The sequence below is a fragment of the Nitrospirota bacterium genome (assembly GCA_035873375.1).
Classification (GTDB): domain Bacteria; phylum Nitrospirota; class Thermodesulfovibrionia; order Thermodesulfovibrionales; family JdFR-85; genus BMS3Bbin07.
Genome location: JAYWMQ010000020.1, coordinates 1 through 16454, shown reverse-complemented (window position 1 = coordinate 16454; position 16454 = coordinate 1). Strand labels below are relative to the sequence as shown.

The window sequence follows — 16454 nt, the reverse complement described above, 5'->3', positions numbered from 1 at the left end:
CCGTCCGCCACTAATTCCGCATTCAACCGAAGTTTAATGCGGAATCCGTTCGACTTGCATGTGTTAAGCACGCCGCCAGCGTTCGCTCTGAGCCAGGATCAAACTCTCATCTTTTTCCTTTGCTCTTCTTGTTTCTCTTTTTGGCTTGTTGGGTGTGCTACGCACTTCTCAGTAACTTGTCAAAGAACAATTGCAGTTTTAAATGCAGTTTTAAAGAATAACTCTTTTGAGAGGTCTTTGTCAACCCTGTCGGGTTTCGATAATGTCAAGTATCTCAACGAGAATCCAGTGTTATTATGCCACACTACTTGAAAAAATGCAAGCATTAAAATTAAACTGAATAATATGAAATACGGAGAGCGGGAAATTGAAAAAAAAGAGCTTGAAGCATGGGATAATCCCTTCCCTGAAAGGGACTACGAAGTCTCCATTACCTTTGGTGAATTCACATGTCTCTGTCCACGTTCCGGGTACCCTGACTTTGCTACCATAAGGATCAGATACATCCCTGACATCAAGATAGTAGAGCTGAAATCACTGAAGCTCTACCTTAATTCCTTTCGCAATGAACACATATCTCACGAAGAGGTGACAAACAGTATCTATGGGCAACTACAGGATATGCTCAATCCAAGATTTATTGAGGTTATCGGAGACTTTAATCCCAGGGGCAATGTAAAAACAGTCATACGGGTAGCAAGCGATATGGGGGCAAAAAACGATTAAGAAACAACGGCTTTTGCCCTTTCAATAAAAAGCCTTAACTTTTCTTCGTCCTTGATTCCCTTCTCTCTTTCCACACCTGAACTTACATCTACTGCATATGGATGGACCCACCTTATTGCCTTATCAATGTTATCAGGGGTGAGGCCACCCGATAAAATAACAGGACCGAAACGCTTGGCTTCAAGGGCAATATCCCAGTTAAATATCTGCCCTGTGCCACCGGGGAGATCAGGTGAATAGGTATCCAGAAGGTATGCAGAGACCCTATATCTTTCAAGTGGCCCGAGGTCGGTAAATTCCCTCACCCTGAATGCCTTGACCACCCTTGGCCATAATGAGCATATCACTTCCGGCTCATCACCATGTAGCTGAACAACATCAATAAACGCAGCCCCGACAATCTCTCTTATCACTGAAGGTTCTTCATCAACAAAAACACCCACGGTAGTAACAAAAGGGGGAAGCTCGCTGATTATGCTTTTAACCACATCCGGACGGACATATCTCGGGCTACCCTTATAAAATACAAACCCAAGGACATCGGCACCAAACTCCACAGCCTTAAGGGCATCTTCCTTCCTCGTAATCCCGCAAATCTTCACTCTAACCGGAGGCTTCATGAAATAAGTTCCGTGTTTACCTTAACGTTTATGGATTTTTTGAGGGTCTCAACATAAGACCTGAGCAGTTTCTGCTGTTTGTCCTTCAGCATGGCATCTCTTATCGCGTTAAAGTATGACTCATCTCCCTTGAGCCCCTTGAGGTCGTCATCGGTTAATACAACAGACTCCCCAATAAGTGCACGAACCTTGCCGACCAGGAGTTCCTGCCGCTTCATGGATTCATAGTATCCCGGAGTCAACCTGTTTATCCGCAGGGTCTGCAGGTAAACATCCCGCCTGAAAACACCGTCTCTCTTAAAGGCAGGGTCGCTCATAATCGCCTCCTGAAGCTCCCTGTCTGAAACCTTTAATCCGAGTTTTTCTGCCTCTATACGCAGAATCCTCTCCTCAATAAGGGTCTCAAGCACCTTCTGTTTAAGGTTTAACTGCTCCTCCATCTTTTTATCAAATTTTTCCTTGTACATTTCCTTATAGAAGTTCCGGAACCTGTCATAAGCCCTCCAGTACTCATCAAGGGGTATCTTCTCTTTGCCCACCTCCGCCACCACAGGACTTTGATTCTGATCCAGAGGGCCGACATACAAAAATATGAAAGAAATAATCACAAGAAAAAAGAAGACATAAAAATACTTGGCATGTTTATGCATAAACTGTAACATCTTTTAGCCTCCTGTTCCGGTATACAAAAATTATATCCGCAGACTGCCCGGATTCTTAAGTCCTGTTCGTGATTTATTTAAATCCGGCTAAAGTACGGATTATTTTTAGTATCTCTTCTCAAAATAATCCATCAATATGTCCCTGTGATCAAAGGCTATATCCTCGGGAAGATTATCCCTTGCAAAGACTCCGACATCTGTAGCATCATCTCCTGCCCTGGGAACCCCCTTTGCCCTTGCAATATAGACTATGGTAATTGTATGAAACCTTGAGTCCCTTTCAGGCTCGGAATAGGCGTGAAACTGTCTGACCAGCTCCACATCAAGCCCTGTCTCCTCTTTTGCCTCCCTGACAGCGGCAGCCTCAAGACTTTCACCGTAATCAACAAACCCTCCGGGCAAGGCCCAGCCATGAGGGGGATTTCTCCTTCTTATCAGTATAATCCCGCTGTTATACTCTATTATCAAATCAACCGTTGGCAGAGGATTTTTATATTTGTGCATAAGAAAATAAAGAAACTTAATTGAGAAAAATACTATCTACGTGTATCAAAGAAAAAAACACGCCTCCTGCTTTAATCTCTGTTTTTTGCTCCTTATTCTTCAACCCTCGGCATTTGATAATTAAAAACACCTTCGGGCACAACCGTAGAAATGGCATGTTTGTATATCATCTGAACAGTCGTCTCTTTTAGCAGTACCACAAAGCTGTCAAATCCCTTAATCACGCCCCGCAACCTCACTCCATTGGTAAGGTAGACAACTACATGGGTTTTTTCCTTTCTGAGCTGATTGAGAAAACTGTCCTGAAGGTTCTGGTTTTTTGTCATGCCTAACTCCTTAACATTTTATTCTGCCTGAATCAGATAATTATTCTATTTTAGCATAATAAAGCCCGGCATTTACCAAGAGCTATCTCACTTAACCCCTCTCCTCATTTTATCCAGAAAAGGAGAGATTTCTTCGTACTTTGTCTTGAGTGAGCTTCTGTTGAAAATCAACCTCGCAGTTGACTCTGCAATTGTTTCAATCTCTACAAGCCTGTTTGCCCGGAGGGTCTGTCCCGTTGAAACAAGGTCAACGATGCCATCTGCCATTCCCACTATTGGAGCAAGCTCTATGGAACCATAGAGCTTGATTATCTCGACCTGCACCCCCATCGACGAAAAATATCTCTCGGTAATACCAGGATATTTAGTCGCTATCCTTATTAAACTCTTTGTCTTCAGCTCTCCCCTGGTCTTCTCCGGCTCGGCAACAACAAGCCTGCAAAGGCCAAACCCGAGGTCAAGGGGTTCATAAACCGCCGGAATCTCTTCCATTAAAAGGTCCTTGCCAACCACACCGGCATCTGCACCGCCATATTCGACAAAGGTGGCCACATCCCGTGCCCTGAGCAAAAGTATCCTGAGGGATTTATCTCCGGACTCATGCACCAGAGACCTTGAGGTCTCCAGGTCACCCGTAAATGTTATTCCCATAGGGCCAAGCATATTTACCGTCTCCCTGAGGAGTCTGCCTTTAGGCAGGGCGAGTGTAATCATGGCATATTATCCTTTTTGCCTCTCAATCCTTGCACCCAGGGAGCGAAGCTTGCTCTCTATCGACTCGTATCCCCGGTCAAGATGATAAATTCTGTCTATCAGGGTCTCACCCCTTGCAGCAAGGGCCGCTACTACCAGCGATGCACTTGCCCGCAGGTCTGTAGCCATAACAGGTGCCCCTTTAAGCGATTTAACCCCTTTTACGGTTGCAATTGAGCCCTCGATATTAATATCAGCCCCCATTCTTCTGAGCTCGGCAACATGCATGAATCTGTTTTCAAATATGGTCTCACTGATAACACTTGTGCCTTCAGCAACACTCATCAGGGCCATAAACTGTGCCTGCATATCTGTTGGAAACCCAGGATACGGCATGGTCTTGACATCAGTGGCCCTGAGACGTTGAGGCCCTTTGACCATAAGTCCCTTCTCACTCTCCTGAAATTTAATACCTGTCTCCTGAAGCTTTGCTACAACTGCTGCGATATGCTCTTTATTAACACCTTCCATGACAATCTCACCGCCTGTTATCCCTGCTGCAGCCATAAATGTCCCCGCCTCTATCCTGTCAGGGATAATATCGTAATCAAGAGAGTTTAGCTCCTTTACCCCTTCAATCTCAATTATACTCTCGCCTGCCCCCTCTATCCGGGCTCCGGCACTGATCAGGGCGTTCGCAAGATCAATCACCTCGGGTTCTCGGGCGGCATTTTCCAGCCTCGTCAGACCTTTTGCAAGAGTAGCAGCCATCATCAGGTTTTCGGTACCGGTAACAGTGGGAATGTCAAAACAGATATTTGCACCCCTGAGTCTCCGAGTCCTGGCATTTACATAACCCTTATCAAGGCTGATGAGTGCTCCCATCTTCTGAAGACCAAGGAGATGGAGGTTTATGGGCCTTGCACCTATGGCGCACCCACCCGGCAGAGAAACCCTTGCCCGCCCATGCCTGGCCAGCAAAGGCCCAAGCACAAGCACTGAGGCCCGCATAGTCCTTACAAGGTCATAAGGGGCCTCATGGCCCTTGATATCCGCCGTATTTATCAGTGCCGTTGAATCCGACAGGGAAAACTCTGCCCCCAGGTGCTCAAGGAGCCTTCCCATTGTAAAGACATCGCGGAGATTGGGAACGCGGCGGAGTTTATGAGTCCCATGGCCGAGAATAGTTGAGGCCATTATAGGCAGGGCAGCATTCTTCGCCCCCGACACCCTGACACTCCCCCGGAGTTTTTTACCACCTGATATCAGTAGTTTTTCCATTCTTTATTCCTGAAAGTTAACGATTAACAATTAAATCCGGCCCCAGCAATACCCCCCAAAACATCAGAAGGAAGCGATATGACAGACTCTGAACGGTTTCCAGTATTACATAAGGCTCACCTGGATGGTGAGATGTAATACTGACCTCGGAGTCCCGGCTGGATGCCGGGACGAGAATGAGTGAAGAGTCTGTCATATCGCTTCCAGCAACCGTTCAGCACTGGATTTGTTGAGCTTTTCTAAAACCATTACCCGCTCTATATCTGAAAGGTCATTTAAAACCCTTACAACTCTCAAACCACACTCCCCGGCAATCTCACCCACTGCAATGCCCTGTCCCAAACCAAGTTCGAGGACAAGATAACCCCTGTCCCTGAGATGTTCGGGAGCCGATTTCAGGATTCTCCTGTAGAAATCAAGCCCATCCCTTCCACCGTCCAAAGCCTCAAGGGGTTCATAGCAGCTAACCTCTTTCTGCAACCCCATCAAGTCATCCCCCTTCACATAAGGCGGATTGGATACAATGAGATGAAAACTCTCCCCACTGACCGGTTCAAAAAGGTCTCCCTGCACAAAGACGAGATTCCCTGTACCGTTCAGTCCTGCATTCTCTATGGCATATCTCATGGCTGGTGCAGATATATCCGAGGCAACTACTTTAGCAGAAGGAAGGTTCTTTGCAATTGCTGTTGCTATACACCCTGAGCCTGTGCACAGGTCAAGGATGGCCGGAGAAGGAATCCCCTGAGCATTTACAAGCCTGACAGCCTCCTCAACCAGAATCTCTGTCTCAGGCCGCGGGATGAGCACACCCCTGCCGACTCTGAATCTGAGTCCGTAGAACTCTGTATCACCTGTCAGATACTGGAGGGGTTCGTGGCAAAGTCTTCTTTCGACAATGGAGTTCAGTACCCGCAGGGCAGACTCATCTACCTGAAGGTCATCCCTGTAAAGTTCGGTCCGGCTGATATTGAAGGCATGACATATAATCAGTTCTGCCTCCCTTTCAGCCTCTGGAAAACCCTTTCCCCTGAAAGTTGAAGAGATATCCCTGAAGAGGTCTGTTGTTGATAACAAGGTTGTTTTCATACTACTTTTTTCAGTTTCTCGGTCTGATAATGGGTAATCAGGGCATCTAATAACTCATCAAGATTGCCTTCGAGGATATGTGTGAGTTTCTGGAGCGTCAGACCAATCCTGTGGTCAGTCACCCTGTTCTGGGGAAAGTTGTATGTCCTGATCCTTTCACTGCGGTCTCCGGAACCAACCTGGGCCTTTCTCTCCTCTGATATCTCTCTTTCCTGCTCTTCTATCTTTATCTCATAAAGCCTTGACCTCAGAATCCTCATGGCCTTTTCCCTGTTTTTGTACTGAGACCGCTCATCCTGGCACTGCACAACAATACCTGTCGGGAGATGAGTAATCCTCACAGCTGAGGAGACCTTGTTAACATGCTGTCCTCCAGCCCCAGAGGCCCTGTAAGTATCGAGTTTAAGGTCTTTTTCGTCTATACCGATATCTATCTCCTCTGCCTCGGGAAGCACGGCAACAGTGGCAGCAGATGTATGAATCCTTCCGGAGGTCTCGGTTTCAGGAACCCTCTGGACCCTGTGAACACCGCTTTCATATTTGAGACGGCTGTATGCCCCCCGTCCCTGGATTGAAAAGGTTATCTCCTTAAGCCCCCCAAGTCCGGTAGGACGGGACTCTATCACCTCTACCTTCCACCTCTTCTGCTCTGCATACCTGGAATACATTTTAAAGAGGTCAGCGGCAAACAATGCTGCCTCCTCTCCGCCTGTTCCGCCCCTTATCTCAATGATAACGTTCTTTTCGTCTCTCGGGTCTTTTGGAAGAAGCATCAGCTTAAGCTCCTCCACGATCTCTGCCTTTCTCTGTCTGAGGCCCTCAAGCTCCTCTTCAGCAAGGACCTTCAGATCCTTGTCTCCTGAGCTGAGAACCTCTTCATCCTCTTCAATTGCACTGAGTATCTGCTTGTATTCCCTGAACTTATCCACAATCGGCTTCAGGTCAGACTGCTCCTTTGAAAGCCTCATGAAAAGGTTCCTGTCCTTTATGGTCTCAAGGTCCGACAGTTTCTCCGTCAGAGTCTCGTGTTTTTCTTCTATTGCAGCTAATCTGTTAAACATTCTTTTATTTTACATCCTTCTAATATTCTTTATTTTTTTTCAAAACCGGGCCGGCAACAATTAAACAGCTTCTGATTCTACTTCCACTACCTCTCTCAGTGCACTCAATGCCACCTCAATCTGTGATTCATCGGGCTCCCGCGTGGTAAGCCTCTGAAGCAGGAGCCCCGGCCTTACAAAAAGATTAACAAGCGCATTACCACTATTTTTGGCAGAGAGTTTTAAAACCTCATACGACAGTCCTGCAACAAGGGGAATAAGTACAAGCCTTGACAGGAATTTCATGGCAAAATTCCAGTCGTGAGGGATAATGGAAAATATCAAGATACTCACTATCATCACTATCAGGAGAAAACTCGTACCGCACCTTGGATGCTGGGGGCTGTATTTCCGGTTTATCTTATTGGCCGCCAAATCCTCACCACCCTCATAGGCGTGGATAACCTTATGTTCAGCACCGTGGTATTCATAAATCCTTCTCATCTCTCCCCAAAGCCCCACTCCGGAGACATAGAGGAGAAAGACACTAACCCGGATAAGGCCGTCAACAACATTAAAAGCAACAGAACTCTCTTCCACAATGGGCAGAATAATCCCCGCAAGCCTTGTAAGATAGAGCGGCAGGAAAACAAACAGCGCTATGCCCAAGACTATAGCAACTGCAAATGTTGTCAGCATTGCAACAGGACTCATCGGGCCGTCTCCTTCTTCCTCATAGGCCTTTGAGGCGGAAAAATCTATTGCCTTAATTCCAAGAGTAAGGGCCTCATACAGGGCAGCCACACCTCTTAAAACCGGCACCTTCAGTATAGCGGGGAGGCTTCGCAGTCTTTCACGTTTAATATGCATCCGGCCATCCCCACCCCTGACAGCCACGCTCCAGGCCAAAGGCCCCTTCATCATTACACCCTCAATAACCGCCTGCCCTCCGACATTCTTTTTCGAAGAAGAATAGAAGGCAGCATTTAATGTAATATTGAAAAGACTCCTGATAATTTTAAAGAAGATCATTTTTATCTTTGATATCAACGTATTAAATCACTACAAAGAGAGCGAACTTCATGTCCCCCTGTGGTCTTAACCTGAAAGACTTCCCTAAAAACAGAAAAACCGCCAGCATACCACAAACCCGGGTTGCTGACGGCTCAAGAATAAGTCTACTTACCGTGTTTTGCGTACTTCTTCCTGAATTTCTCAACCCTTCCTTCAGTATCAACCAACTTCTGTTTTCCTGTAAAGAAGGGATGACACTTTGAACAGATATCCACACGGATCTCCGGTTTAATCGACCTCGTTATAAAAGTCTCGCCACAGGCACATGAAACCTTGGCCTCTTTGTAGTCTGGATGTATACCCTCTCTCACCTCTGCCTCCTTGTAAATAGATTTCGCATTCAAATAAGTTTCGCAACTATTAAGCCATAAACGATAACTACCCCACTCTGATAATCCGTGTTTATTATTAGCCAAATAGCTTAATTTAATATTATAACAAATCATGCGGTTATTCTTCTACTGTTACAAAATCACAATCAGGCAGCTAACCATACTCCCTCAACCATTTTTCTTAGACGTCGAACTACTATGGCTGTAAGCTATCGGGCAAGAGCCTCTCTACGAAATCCTTAAATTCTCTTTTAAACCTCTCTTTACTGAATCTTTCCGCATTTTTCCTTATTTCATTACAATCAAATTTGCTTTGAATTCTCTCAAATCTTTCAACAGCCTCTGCTAAGCTCTCCTTTGTTTGCTCTTTGAAAAAGATACCTGTCTTGTCTTCTATAACGGTCTCCAGCACTCCACCCCTTCCGTAAGCAACAACAGGAGTACCGCAAGCCTGGGCTTCAACAGGGGTTATCCCGAAATCCTCTTCAGCTGCAAAAATAAAGGCTTTAGCTCTTTGCATATAGTCTTTTAAAACTTCAAAAGACTGGTATCCAAGCAGTTCAACATTCGTACCTGCTTTTGATTTTATTTTATCAAAATCCGGACCATCGCCTATAACGACCAGTCTCTTATCAGGCATTTCAGAAAAGGCTTCTACAATCAAATCCATCTTCTTATATGGAACCATCCTTGAAGCTGTTACATAAAAGTCTTCTTTCTCTGTATAAATTTGGAATTTCTCAAGATCCACAGGTGGATAAATAACAGTAGAATCCCTGCCGTAAATCTTTTTTATTCTTTTTACTATATAATTAGAGAGGGTAATAAAGTAATCTACTCTATTTACGGTTGTATAATCCCAAATACGGATATAATGTAAAATTAACTTTGCAATTGTCCCTCTTAGCCCTTTATTTAAACCTGTTTCTTTTAAATATTGATGATGTAGGTCCCAGGCATATCTTACCGGTGTACAACAATAACTAATATGGAGCTGATCCGTCCGTGTTAAAACACCTTTTGCTGCACAGGTGCTAACCGAAAGTACTACATCGTATTCAGATAAATCAAATTGCTCTATTGCAAGAGGGAAAAAGGGTAAATAGTTTCTATATTTCTTCTTTGCCCTGGGCAGTTTCTGGATAAAAGAAGAAAATATCTCTGCATTTTCAAAGATACTGCCTTTTAATTTTTCCCGGTCTGTTACCAGGGTATAGATTGGACCAGGATATATCTCATAAATTGCCTCCAAAACCTTCTCTGCACCAGCAATAGTCACAAGCCAGTCATGTACCAGGGCAATCTTCATCTCAATTCCTTTTCCACCCTTCTCAGATCTGCCTCCACCATAATTCTAACCAAATCTTCAAGTTTGGTTCTTGACTCCCATCCGAGTTTTTCCACAGCCTTTGCAGGATTCCCTATTAATATCTCAACTTCTGCAGGACGGTAGAATTCCGGAGAAACCTCTACTAATACTTTTCCTGACTTCTTATCCATCCCTTTTGTATTTACACCTTCCCCTTCCCACTCAATATCATATCCAGCAGCTTTAAAAGCGTTTTCCACAAACTCTCTGACAGAATGCGTTTCTCCCGTTGCTAATACATAGTTGTCAGGGGTCTCCTGGTGCAACATTAACCACATCCCCTCAACATATTCAGGGGCATATCCCCAATCTCTCTTAGCATTTAAATCTCCAAGAATTATTCTATCCTGAAACCCATATTTTATTCTTGCTATCCCATAACTTATCTTTCTCGTAACAAACTCTATTCCTCTTAAGGGAGACTCATGGTTGAACAATATTCCTGAACAAACAAACATATCATATGATTCTCTATAATTAATAGAAATCCAGTGGCCAAATAATTTTGCTACACCATAAGGGCTTCTTGGATGAAACGGAGTTTTTTCTGTTTGCGGAATCTCCTGAGCTTTCCCAAACAATTCACTTGTCGATGCCTGATAGAATTTCGTACCTGGGGTCACTAATCTTATAGATTCCAAGAGTCTTAAAACCCCCATTGCATCGACATCTGATGTCAAGATTGGCTGCTCAAAAGAAACGCTTACAAAACTTTGAGCAGCAAGATTATAGACTTCATCAGGTTTAATCTTCTCAATAGTTTTTATAATATTTGTTAATTCGAGCAAATCCATACAAATGATCTTCACATCATTTTCAATCCCGAGCTCTTTCAGTCTCCAATTTCCACCCCCCCCGCTTCTTCTGTCAGCACCATATACCTCATAATCTTTCTCAAGCAATAATTTAGAAAGATATGCCCCGTCCTGCCCTCTAATCCCCGTAATCAATGCCGTTTTAGCCATCACAAACCTCCTTTATAACAGACAGTAACTTTTCTGCTGAATCTTTCCAGCTAAATAATTTTACCCTTTCCAGTCCTTTTTGTCCTAACTCCTCCTGTAGTTTCTCGTTGTTTAAAACCTCAGAAATCCCCCTTGCTATATCATCAATATCATAAGGATCAACATAGTAAGCAGCATCCCCACAAACTTCTGGAAGGCTTGCCGCATTGGAAACGACTACAGGACAACCACAGGCCATGGCTTCCAATGGAGGTATCCCAAAACCTTCGTATAAGGAGGGATAAACAAAGAGTTTTGCATTTTTATATAAAACTGCCAATTCTTCATCTGAAACATATCCAGTAAAGATAATATCCTTACTTGCATTAATTATATTCCTTAGTTTGCTGTCTGAAAAAACTTTATTTTCCGACCCTACTATTACCAATCTGGTTTCAGATAATTTTAAATTGTTATATGCCATTATTAAATTTTTGAAGTTTTTTCTTGGGTCTAATGAAGAAACAGCTAGTATGTATTTAGCATATCTATTATAAGCCTCCGGACTGGTTAAATTAATAACACTCCCGGACACGGCACAATAAATTACATGTATTTTGTCTTCTGGGACATTTAATAAATCCATGATCTCTTTCTTTGAAAACTCACTTATGGTGATAATTTTTGATGCTTTCTTGGCTATTTTAGGTATTAAGAATTTGTAGTACAAATAAAAGCTTCGTAAAAACCACTTCGGATTTCTTAAGAAAGATAGATCAAGTATTGTTATTATCTGGTTTGAATAAAGTAATGGCGCAGTATTGCATAAATTAATCAACAGCGGGTTACCTACTCTCTTCAAATAAAGAGGCAAATCAATCTGTTCCCAAAAATGACCATTATTTTTACCTGTGGTTATTACACACAGCTCCCTTTCTAAATCTTTATCAAGAATTTTTTTTGGTGCAATAAATTTCACATCAGAATGTAGCTTTTTAAGTTGCTTAGATATTTCAACAGCATATCTTTGAACACCAGTTGTTTTATGTGTTAGAAAGCGGGAGTTTAACAGTATCATCTTTCTCTATTGGAAGACTCTGTATATACGAATATTAGTCCTAATGTTATCCAATATCCAAAATATCTAAAAGAGTCATGAGTAAGCATGACCAGGAGCATACCAACGCTACAGGTTAATAAAGAAAACCCAAAGGGGTCAAACTCATCATTTACCCTCATGTTTATTGTGAGCTTTTTATATGTTTTTATAATTATAACTCCCCATATGGTTAACCCGAGAACTACACCAACAAATTCAGGATAATAAAAACCATACTGTCCCATACCAACCCCGAACGCTGGATTATGAATTGCCATCCTCAGGGCTGCAAATTGTGAAGCATATCTAATGATATTTGAATCTACAAATGGTGAAGCAATTTCAGGTGAAGGAACCTGGATAGTTTCAACAAATGAATAGTCAGATGTTTTACACTGTCACGTCCCAGCTAATGGAGACCGGTTCAATCCCAGGTAACGGAGACCACCAATTAATAAGGATACTTCTTCTGTATTTTTAAGTCAACATTTTTCACCTGAATTTTTCCTTTTAAGCGATAGCTCTTTCCCTTAAAGATGGAGATATCAGCACGGTCGAAGATTCTGTCAATGGTTGCATTAGAGAGGACGGGATCAGGGAACAGCTGCGGCCATTCCTCTACATCCCGGTTAGAAGTCAGAATCATGGCCGAGCTGTATTTTCTTCTGTCCAGAAGATCAAACGCCTCCTCGGCAATCTCACGGCTCATGGTTGTTACGCCCCAATCATCAAGAATCCAGAGCTTGGCTGAGAGGATTTTTTTAAATAAGATATTGAGGTTGTTTTTCATCCTGGCCTGCAGAATATCCTCCGCCAACTTCTTCAAGTTGTTACAGTAGACACGATAGCCTCTGTTTGCTGCAAGCAGTTTCAGCACAACCTCTTCCACATACGGACCAAGCCTTGCCGCTGCCTTCCGATAGTGGGGGCCTTCTCTCATGGAACGCTCCCGGGGGTTAGTTGCATAAATTAGCGTAATATTTATTAAGTTTTTTCGGGTAAACTTTTCTTTTAGTCCATTCAAACGGAGCAGCATTCTCATTATAAACTTTAACAAAGTCGTCAATGGCTTTCCGTACCTGCTGGGGAGAAGTAAAGCTTGCACCTTTAAGGGCGTTGCGACTTAAAATGCTAAACCAGCATTCCACCTGATTGAGCCACGATGAATAAGTCGGCGTATAGTGAAAGTGAACTTTTTTATTTCTCTTTAACCACATGTCACGCTTTGGCTTATGTGTTTTAAGATTATCCAAAATAACGTGAATTTCCTTGTCAGGATATTCAGCAACGATTCTGTTCATGAAGTCGAGAAACTCTACCCTTCGTCTTCTCTTGTAATGCCCTGTCTTTACAAGCCCGGATGTAACCTCAAGAGCTGCAAACAGTGTTGTAGTGCCATGACTGCCATGACGTTTATAAGTATGACTGAAGCCAGCAAGGGCTTTGCCGTCCGGCAACTTTAGCCATCCCTGTGCTCTTTCTAATGCCTGAACATGAGGTTTTTCATCAACACAAATAACAATCGCTTGCTCCGGTGGATCGAGATAAAGCCCGACCACGTCTGCTGCCTTTGCTGTAAATTCAGGATCGGTACTTACGCACCAACTTTGTCTTCTCTGTAATGAAATATCATGCTTTTCAGAACCCTCCAGACCTGGTGTTTGGAAACGTCTCCAAGTGCTTTAGACAAAAGGCTTCCGTTCCATTTTACATATCCCTTCGGTGGCTCTTCGTCCAGCTTGCTTAATATTCTCTTTTCTGCACTATCATCATATATGACAGGTTTGCCGGGTCGGGCCGCATCACATATGCCTGCAAGGCGATCCTTGGCAAATCGTGTTCGCCATTTACTTATGCGGGCCGGTCGTGTATTTAACACCTTTACTATCTCTTTGTTTGTTTTACCTTCAGAGGCTTCCAGTATTATTCGTGCACGTTCCGCCATGCGCTTTTCTGTCTTTCCTGCTCGTTGCCACGAAAGTAACGTTTCCTTCTCTTCTTTGTTTAAAACTATTTTAGTTGCTTTAGCCATTTGCCCCTCCTCATCTATTTAATACTTTTGAGGAAATCATAGCACTGTTCGCTTATTATTGCAACCAAGCAATAGTCTCAACTATTGAATTGTTTTCAGCTCTTAATTCGATGGTAAGTAGGAACATATTTGAAAAATTTTTCTGTCTAAGTAACTTACTAACTACTTCATTGAATGTTATTGACGCTTCATTTGTTAAGCTATAAGCAACACCATCATGTATCTGGAAGTTGAAAAGCTCGGTTTTTCCTAGTAAAACTGCACCTTCAGCCGCATTTCTTAACTATTGAGATGGTTTTTCAATAAGATGCTGATTCATGATAATTTATAACCAGTTATTATACAATCTTCTGTAAGGAACGTGGGGGGCGCATCTTAAATATTAAGTTTAGGTATTGCCTCGGTTTCTTTATAAAGGAATCCTTAATATTTAAGATGTGAGCCCCAGATTTTCATCCTCAAATTGTAGTTTTATATCGTTCAACAGCTTCAAGGTCTCCTCCTCCTTGCTTTTCTTTTCCCTCTGCAATTATAGCTTTTTCCCTTATCCTTCCGGTAGTTGGACTTTATACGCAGACTCTATTTATATTGGTTCACTCTTTTTAATGTCTTTGCATGGCTCAAGGCTTTCGTCCCCCGTTTCTTTTAAACCAAGGTCTTCGCAGGCAGTAAAGTCAATTACGGTTTCCTTTAAATTTCTTATTACTTCCATCCTAAAATCCAAGGGATTCATCAAATATTTAACTTGTACATCGTTTAAAGAGCGTATCTTCTTTTCAAGCAACCTCATATCTTTGGGCGAAAGAACTTCCTTGTATTCCTCAAGTGACTCAAGCTCTCTGCCCATCGCATAATAAGTCATTTTCTCCGCGATCTTATGAGGCAAGCCAAGGACAACCTGTAGCTCTTCGGGGCTAACATCATTAAGCATCTTAGCCGCACATATCTTAAAACATGGCGGGTCTGGTTTAAAAGGAAAAATTGAACAATCACACACAACATTTCCTCCTTTTTTATTTAAAAATCCATCCCAACAGAAAGCCTCCAAGCCAGATTGCGAAAAAAACCAGCGCCCATTCGAAATGAGTTATCTGCTTATCATAACAAGTATTTATCTTCGCTCCAATTTCAATCAATTCACTCTGTTGCTTATTAAAGATTGAAGCAATGTGGTGTCTGGCAATTTTATGCCCCTTGTGGATAGACAAAGCTAAAAAAGCCCAGCCCGGAATAAATAGCAAATACAAAAGCCGCAAATATAAATGTGCTGGTCTAAGATATGACGTCCCCATAATTGCGACAATAGAACCACCTATAATTGACAGACTCCATGTTATCAAAGCCTGCGAATTTTCAGCTACGATTTTGAACTTGCCTGCGAAGTCAACAGGCAGGCGGGGGCAATGGATTTTTCTTGATTTCTATGTGCTTACTAAGTTTAAGTTGTCGTATATCACCCGTTTTGTAATGATATACAGAAAAGTGGTGAAAAAATCGGTATCATTGAAAAGCCCCCTCCGAAACCTTTAACCCCATTGGAGCGGATCCATTTTATAGTAGAGCTTTAATTCCTCGTAGAGTGCAGGATGCTTCTGTTTCAGCTTTGCAGGTTTCTTGAAAAATGCCTCTGTGATTACTGCAAAAAATTCCGCCGGGTTGGTTGCTCCGTACGAGTCAATCACATCCTTGTGATGTTTTTTCACCTTCTCAACGAGTTCCCCGTACTCCCTGCCCGGAATCCTCGCCCAGGCAACATAGCTTGGAGCCCTCGAATTTCTTTTCATCCAGAAACACATTTATGTAGCCGTGAAGCCGCTCCCTGAGATCTGCGGGAAGGTGTTGATAAAGGGCCACGTTTCCCCGGAGTATCTCCTCCCATTCCCGGGGAAACGGCTGCTTCATCAGCCGTTGATGTCCGGCATTGCGCAGATGTTTTCACCCAAGGATAAAGGCCGTGACCAGGACAAGAAGACTCAGGATTAAAAATACGGGACCACTCAACACACTATCCCGCCCCCTGTGTGCTCACAGACTTGTGTCTCTATAAAAATACTCCTGTTCTGTATCATAGATGAATATTACACAGTATTGGGTGAAATTTGTAATTGACTATTGACTATTGACTATTGAAAACTTCTTTATTTTCCCTGCGCACTCTGCGTTCTCTGCGTGAAAAAAATGAATCAGGGTATTTCAGGAATTAAGGAGGGTTGCCGCCTCAGGGGCGAAGTAGGTAAGGATCATGTCTGCACCCAATGCACAACCTTATGGGTCTTGTTTCTTGCAATTTTAAAACAAGACTGATAAAATCACTGCATGGCAAGACCGTTAAGAATAGAATATGAAGGGGCAGTATATCATGTAACCTCAAGAGGCAACGCGGGGGAAATTGTGTTCAGAGATGAAAAAGACCGGGGAAACATACTTGCAACAATAAAAAAAAGAAATACCCGGGGCCAGAGATACGCAAGCAGACCGGGACTTGACGTATTATTTGATGAAGAAATAAAAGGTGACAGGAAAAAGCGGAAGGAAAAAGTGCAGGAAGCAGTAGAAAGACATGGTTACAGCCAGAAAGAGGTTGCGGATTACATCGGCGTACATTATTCTGTAATAAGTAAATTACTTAAAGGGTGACCCCAAAATGCAAGAAACAAGACCTG

Annotated in this window: 20 protein-coding genes, 1 rRNA gene and 1 pseudogene; 2 read left to right on the top strand and 20 right to left on the bottom strand. The window is 43.0% G+C overall.

Going from position 1 to position 16454, the window contains the following annotated elements; genetic code table 11:
* Nucleotides 1–114 (bottom strand): 16S ribosomal RNA (locus VST71_04885); the annotation flags it as partial.
* A gap of 231 nt (nt 115–345) precedes the next feature.
* Here VST71_04885 and queF point away from each other — a divergent pair.
* A complete protein-coding gene (gene queF / locus VST71_04880) occupies nt 346–726 on the top strand; it encodes a preQ(1) synthase (protein MEC4685053.1) in 381 nt (126 codons plus the stop codon).
* On the opposite strand, the gene VST71_04875 is transcribed toward queF, so the two are convergent.
* The 19 genes and pseudogenes from VST71_04875 to VST71_04785 form a co-directional block, all read right to left on the bottom strand.
* Nucleotides 723–1346 carry a phosphoribosylanthranilate isomerase gene (locus tag VST71_04875; protein MEC4685052.1) on the bottom strand — a complete coding sequence of 208 codons (624 nt, stop codon included), beginning with the start codon at nt 1344–1346 and terminating at the stop codon, nt 723–725. The genes queF and VST71_04875 overlap by 4 nt on opposite strands.
* Nucleotides 1343–2008, bottom strand: a complete 666-nt coding sequence (locus VST71_04870) for a SurA N-terminal domain-containing protein (GenBank protein ID MEC4685051.1) — start codon at nt 2006–2008, stop codon at nt 1343–1345. The genes VST71_04875 and VST71_04870 overlap by 4 nt, the downstream gene beginning before the upstream one ends.
* Nucleotides 2009–2113: 105 nt before the next feature.
* Nucleotides 2114–2512, bottom strand: a complete 399-nt coding sequence (locus VST71_04865; GenBank protein MEC4685050.1) for an NUDIX hydrolase — start codon at nt 2510–2512, stop codon at nt 2114–2116.
* Nucleotides 2513–2604: 92 nt separating this feature from the next.
* Nucleotides 2605–2838, bottom strand: a complete 234-nt coding sequence (hfq, locus tag VST71_04860) for an RNA chaperone Hfq (protein MEC4685049.1) — start codon at nt 2836–2838, stop codon at nt 2605–2607.
* A gap of 87 nt (nt 2839–2925) precedes the next feature.
* The gene (gene hisG, locus VST71_04855; GenBank protein MEC4685048.1) at nt 2926–3552 is read right to left on the bottom strand and encodes an ATP phosphoribosyltransferase; all 627 of its coding nucleotides are present in this window, start codon (nt 3550–3552) and stop codon (nt 2926–2928) included.
* A 6-nt stretch (nt 3553–3558) separates the two neighbouring features.
* Entirely contained in the window at nt 3559–4812 is a 1254-nt protein-coding gene (gene murA, locus VST71_04850) for a UDP-N-acetylglucosamine 1-carboxyvinyltransferase (GenBank protein MEC4685047.1), read from the bottom strand.
* A gap of 192 nt (nt 4813–5004) precedes the next feature.
* Entirely contained in the window at nt 5005–5901 is an 897-nt protein-coding gene (prmC, locus tag VST71_04845) for a peptide chain release factor N(5)-glutamine methyltransferase (protein MEC4685046.1), read from the bottom strand.
* A complete protein-coding gene (prfA, locus tag VST71_04840; GenBank protein MEC4685045.1) occupies nt 5898–6962 on the bottom strand; it encodes a peptide chain release factor 1 in 1065 nt (354 codons plus the stop codon). Before prfA ends, prmC begins: the two co-directional genes overlap by 4 nt.
* Nucleotides 6963–7022: 60 nt before the next feature.
* The gene (locus VST71_04835) at nt 7023–7973 is read right to left on the bottom strand and encodes a DUF1385 domain-containing protein (protein MEC4685044.1); all 951 of its coding nucleotides are present in this window, start codon (nt 7971–7973) and stop codon (nt 7023–7025) included.
* Between the two features lie 146 nt (nt 7974–8119).
* Nucleotides 8120–8326: a 50S ribosomal protein L31 gene (gene rpmE, locus VST71_04830; protein MEC4685043.1), complete on the bottom strand. Its 207-nt coding sequence runs from the start codon at nt 8324–8326 to the stop codon at nt 8120–8122.
* 217 nt (nt 8327–8543) lie between these two features.
* A complete protein-coding gene (locus tag VST71_04825; GenBank protein MEC4685042.1) occupies nt 8544–9656 on the bottom strand; it encodes a glycosyltransferase family 4 protein in 1113 nt (370 codons plus the stop codon).
* Nucleotides 9653–10681, bottom strand: coding sequence for a GDP-mannose 4,6-dehydratase (gene gmd, locus VST71_04820; protein ID MEC4685041.1), 1029 nt, complete (start codon nt 10679–10681; stop codon nt 9653–9655). The genes VST71_04825 and gmd overlap by 4 nt, the downstream gene beginning before the upstream one ends.
* Nucleotides 10674–11738: a glycosyltransferase family 1 protein gene (locus VST71_04815; GenBank protein MEC4685040.1), complete on the bottom strand. Its 1065-nt coding sequence runs from the start codon at nt 11736–11738 to the stop codon at nt 10674–10676. The genes gmd and VST71_04815 overlap by 8 nt, the downstream gene beginning before the upstream one ends.
* Nucleotides 11735–12037: a hypothetical protein gene (locus tag VST71_04810; protein MEC4685039.1), complete on the bottom strand. Its 303-nt coding sequence runs from the start codon at nt 12035–12037 to the stop codon at nt 11735–11737. Before VST71_04810 ends, VST71_04815 begins: the two co-directional genes overlap by 4 nt.
* Before the next feature lie 173 nt (nt 12038–12210).
* The gene (locus VST71_04805) at nt 12211–12699 is read right to left on the bottom strand and encodes an ATP-binding protein (protein MEC4685038.1); all 489 of its coding nucleotides are present in this window, start codon (nt 12697–12699) and stop codon (nt 12211–12213) included.
* A 16-nt stretch (nt 12700–12715) separates the two neighbouring features.
* A pseudogene (locus VST71_04800) lies at nt 12716–13791 on the bottom strand (IS630 family transposase).
* Between the two features lie 583 nt (nt 13792–14374).
* Nucleotides 14375–14722, bottom strand: coding sequence for a hypothetical protein (locus VST71_04795; protein ID MEC4685037.1), 348 nt, complete (start codon nt 14720–14722; stop codon nt 14375–14377).
* Nucleotides 14723–15317: 595 nt separating this feature from the next.
* Complete coding sequence (locus VST71_04790) at nt 15318–15575, bottom strand: zinc-dependent peptidase (protein ID MEC4685036.1); 258 nt, start codon at nt 15573–15575, stop codon at nt 15318–15320.
* The gene (locus VST71_04785) at nt 15499–15693 is read right to left on the bottom strand and encodes a zinc-dependent peptidase (protein MEC4685035.1); all 195 of its coding nucleotides are present in this window, start codon (nt 15691–15693) and stop codon (nt 15499–15501) included. Before VST71_04785 ends, VST71_04790 begins: the two co-directional genes overlap by 77 nt.
* A gap of 414 nt (nt 15694–16107) precedes the next feature.
* On the opposite strand from VST71_04785, the gene VST71_04780 reads away from it, so the two are divergent.
* A complete protein-coding gene (locus VST71_04780) occupies nt 16108–16428 on the top strand; it encodes a helix-turn-helix transcriptional regulator (protein ID MEC4685034.1) in 321 nt (106 codons plus the stop codon).
* Nucleotides 16429–16454 lie beyond the last annotated feature (26 nt).

What these genes read in the sequence shown, in the direction of transcription:
- queF (MEC4685053.1), top strand. Translation starts at nt 346, where the DNA reads ATGAAATACGGAGAGCGGGAAATTGAAAAAAAAGAGCTTGAAGCATGG.
- VST71_04875 (MEC4685052.1), bottom strand. Translation starts at nt 1,346, where the DNA reads ATGAAGCCTCCGGTTAGAGTGAAGATTTGCGGGATTACGAGGAAGGAA.
- VST71_04870 (MEC4685051.1), bottom strand. Translation starts at nt 2,008, where the DNA reads ATGTTACAGTTTATGCATAAACATGCCAAGTATTTTTATGTCTTCTTT.
- VST71_04865 (MEC4685050.1), bottom strand. Translation starts at nt 2,512, where the DNA reads ATGCACAAATATAAAAATCCTCTGCCAACGGTTGATTTGATAATAGAG.
- hfq (MEC4685049.1), bottom strand. Translation starts at nt 2,838, where the DNA reads ATGACAAAAAACCAGAACCTTCAGGACAGTTTTCTCAATCAGCTCAGA.
- hisG (MEC4685048.1), bottom strand. Translation starts at nt 3,552, where the DNA reads ATGATTACACTCGCCCTGCCTAAAGGCAGACTCCTCAGGGAGACGGTA.
- murA (MEC4685047.1), bottom strand. Translation starts at nt 4,812, where the DNA reads ATGGAAAAACTACTGATATCAGGTGGTAAAAAACTCCGGGGGAGTGTC.
- prmC (MEC4685046.1), bottom strand. Translation starts at nt 5,901, where the DNA reads ATGAAAACAACCTTGTTATCAACAACAGACCTCTTCAGGGATATCTCT.
- prfA (MEC4685045.1), bottom strand. Translation starts at nt 6,962, where the DNA reads ATGTTTAACAGATTAGCTGCAATAGAAGAAAAACACGAGACTCTGACG.
- VST71_04835 (MEC4685044.1), bottom strand. Translation starts at nt 7,973, where the DNA reads ATGATCTTCTTTAAAATTATCAGGAGTCTTTTCAATATTACATTAAAT.
- VST71_04825 (MEC4685042.1), bottom strand. Translation starts at nt 9,656, where the DNA reads ATGAAGATTGCCCTGGTACATGACTGGCTTGTGACTATTGCTGGTGCA.
- gmd (MEC4685041.1), bottom strand. Translation starts at nt 10,681, where the DNA reads ATGGCTAAAACGGCATTGATTACGGGGATTAGAGGGCAGGACGGGGCA.
- VST71_04815 (MEC4685040.1), bottom strand. Translation starts at nt 11,738, where the DNA reads ATGATACTGTTAAACTCCCGCTTTCTAACACATAAAACAACTGGTGTT.
- VST71_04810 (MEC4685039.1), bottom strand. Translation starts at nt 12,037, where the DNA reads ATGGCAATTCATAATCCAGCGTTCGGGGTTGGTATGGGACAGTATGGT.
- VST71_04805 (MEC4685038.1), bottom strand. Translation starts at nt 12,699, where the DNA reads ATGAGAGAAGGCCCCCACTATCGGAAGGCAGCGGCAAGGCTTGGTCCG.
- VST71_04795 (MEC4685037.1), bottom strand. Translation starts at nt 14,722, where the DNA reads ATGCTTAATGATGTTAGCCCCGAAGAGCTACAGGTTGTCCTTGGCTTG.
- VST71_04790 (MEC4685036.1), bottom strand. Translation starts at nt 15,575, where the DNA reads ATGAAAAGAAATTCGAGGGCTCCAAGCTATGTTGCCTGGGCGAGGATT.
- VST71_04785 (MEC4685035.1), bottom strand. Translation starts at nt 15,693, where the DNA reads ATGAAGCAGCCGTTTCCCCGGGAATGGGAGGAGATACTCCGGGGAAAC.
- VST71_04780 (MEC4685034.1), top strand. Translation starts at nt 16,108, where the DNA reads ATGGCAAGACCGTTAAGAATAGAATATGAAGGGGCAGTATATCATGTA.